The sequence below is a fragment of the Enterobacter sp. CM29 genome, from assembly GCF_013179605.1.
In the GTDB taxonomy this organism is placed as follows: domain Bacteria; phylum Pseudomonadota; class Gammaproteobacteria; order Enterobacterales; family Enterobacteriaceae; genus Enterobacter; species Enterobacter intestinihominis.
The window spans coordinates 1-1497 of the sequence record NZ_JABMCU010000348.1 but is presented as its reverse complement, the minus strand read 5'-3'; the positions used below and the strand labels follow the sequence as shown (position 1 = coordinate 1497).

Below are 1497 nucleotides of genomic sequence, written 5' to 3'. Positions count from 1 at the left end.
CGCCGCCACGCCGTTAACCGCGCAAATCACCGGCTTCGGCAGTTTTGCCAGGCGGCGCACCAGCGGGTTGTAAAAAGTCTCAACGGACATGCCCAGATCCGGCGCGGGGCCGGTCGGGTCCACGTTACGGTCGTTGAGATCCTGCCCGGCGCAGAAACCGCGTCCTGCCCCGGTGATCAGCAGGCAGCGGATAGCGTCATCGCGCTCGGCCTGCTTCAGGCATTCGGAAAGCTGCTGGTGCATGACGTCGTTAAAGCTGTTCAGGCGCTCCGGGCGGTTCAGCGTAATGGTCATTACGCCCTGCTCAACATGGCTCAGAATAAATTCCACAATTAGCGTCCTTTAAAGTCTGGGGTGCGTTTTTGTAAAAAGGCGTTGATACCTTCCCGGCGATCGTCGGTGGCCGCGAGCAGCGCAAACAGCTGACGCTCCTGCGCCAGCCCGGCCTGAAGCGGCACTTCCTGCGACTGGCGAAGCGCCTGCTTCGCCGCCTGTAACGCCAGCGGCGAGTGGCGCGCCATCAGCCCCGCCTGCTTCAGGGCATACTCCAGCGTCAGCGAGGCCGGGTAAACGTCACTGACCAGCCCGGCGCTGTGCGCCTGAACCGCCGTGATGCTTTCGCCCGTCAGCACCATTTTGCTGGCCAGCGATTTGCCCACGCTACGGATTAGCCGCTGTGTGCCGCCTGCGCCCGGCATGATCCCGAGGGTGATTTCCGGCAGGCCAAAGCGGGCGTTATCACCGGCAATCACCACGTCGCAGAGCAGCGCCAGCTCACAGCCTGCCCCCAGCGCGTAGCCGTTCACGGCGGCAATCAGCGGTTTGGTGAAGGCGTTTATTCGCGCCCACAGCTGCGGGCGGATATCGTTCAGGGTTGCGGGCAGGTCTTTCTCCGCCATTTCGTTGAGATCGGCCCCGGCGGCAAAGCAGCGTTCGTTGCCGTAAATCACACAGACGGCGATCTCCGCATCCGCGGCGGCGGCTTCAAGCTGCTCCGCAATTTGCGTGAGCAGGGCATTGTTGAGCGCGTTGCGCGCCGCCGGACGGTTAAGCGTCAGCTGCAACACGCGGCCATGACGGGTGACAATCAGTTCGCTCATGCCATCCCCTTCGCATCAAAATCGACGATAACGTCAGCGGTTAACGGCAGCGCCTGACAGCTCAGCACATAGCCTGCGGCCAGCTCGTCCGGCTCCAGGCTGTAGTTGGTCGCCATGTCCACCTCCCCGCGAAGCACTTTGCATTTGCAGGTGGCGCACACGCCGCCCTTGCAGGCGTAAGGCAGATCCGCCCCCTGACGCAGGGCCGCGTCAAGAATGCTCTCGTCGTCCGCCGTCAGGGTGATCTCCCTGTCACGCCCGTCCTGACGGACGGTGACCTTCTGCCCGTCGGCCTGCACGCTGACTGTCCGTTTAACGGGGGTTCCCGGCGTGTTAAAGCGCTCAAGATGGATCGCTTTTTCCGGCATACCCAGCGCTTTCAGCGCCGCCTCAGCCT

At 63.1% G+C, this 1497-nt stretch carries 3 protein-coding genes; all 3 read right to left on the bottom strand.

Annotated features, from left to right (window positions below):
- The coding region (locus HP459_RS22900; protein WP_171936920.1) for an enoyl-CoA hydratase-related protein at window positions 1-333 on the bottom strand (333 nt) is incomplete at its 3' end.
- A complete protein-coding gene (paaF, locus tag HP459_RS22895; protein ID WP_022648023.1) occupies window positions 333-1100 on the bottom strand; it encodes a 2,3-dehydroadipyl-CoA hydratase PaaF in 768 nt (255 codons plus the stop codon). The genes paaF and HP459_RS22900, both read right to left, overlap by 1 nt.
- Window positions 1097-1497, bottom strand: a 401-nt coding sequence (locus HP459_RS23650; RefSeq protein ID WP_171936919.1) for a 2Fe-2S iron-sulfur cluster-binding protein, incomplete at its 5' end; no start/stop codon positions are given. The genes paaF and HP459_RS23650, both read right to left, overlap by 4 nt.

What these genes read in the sequence shown, in the direction of transcription:
- paaF (WP_022648023.1), bottom strand. Translation starts at nt 1,100, where the DNA reads ATGAGCGAACTGATTGTCACCCGTCATGGCCGCGTGTTGCAGCTGACG.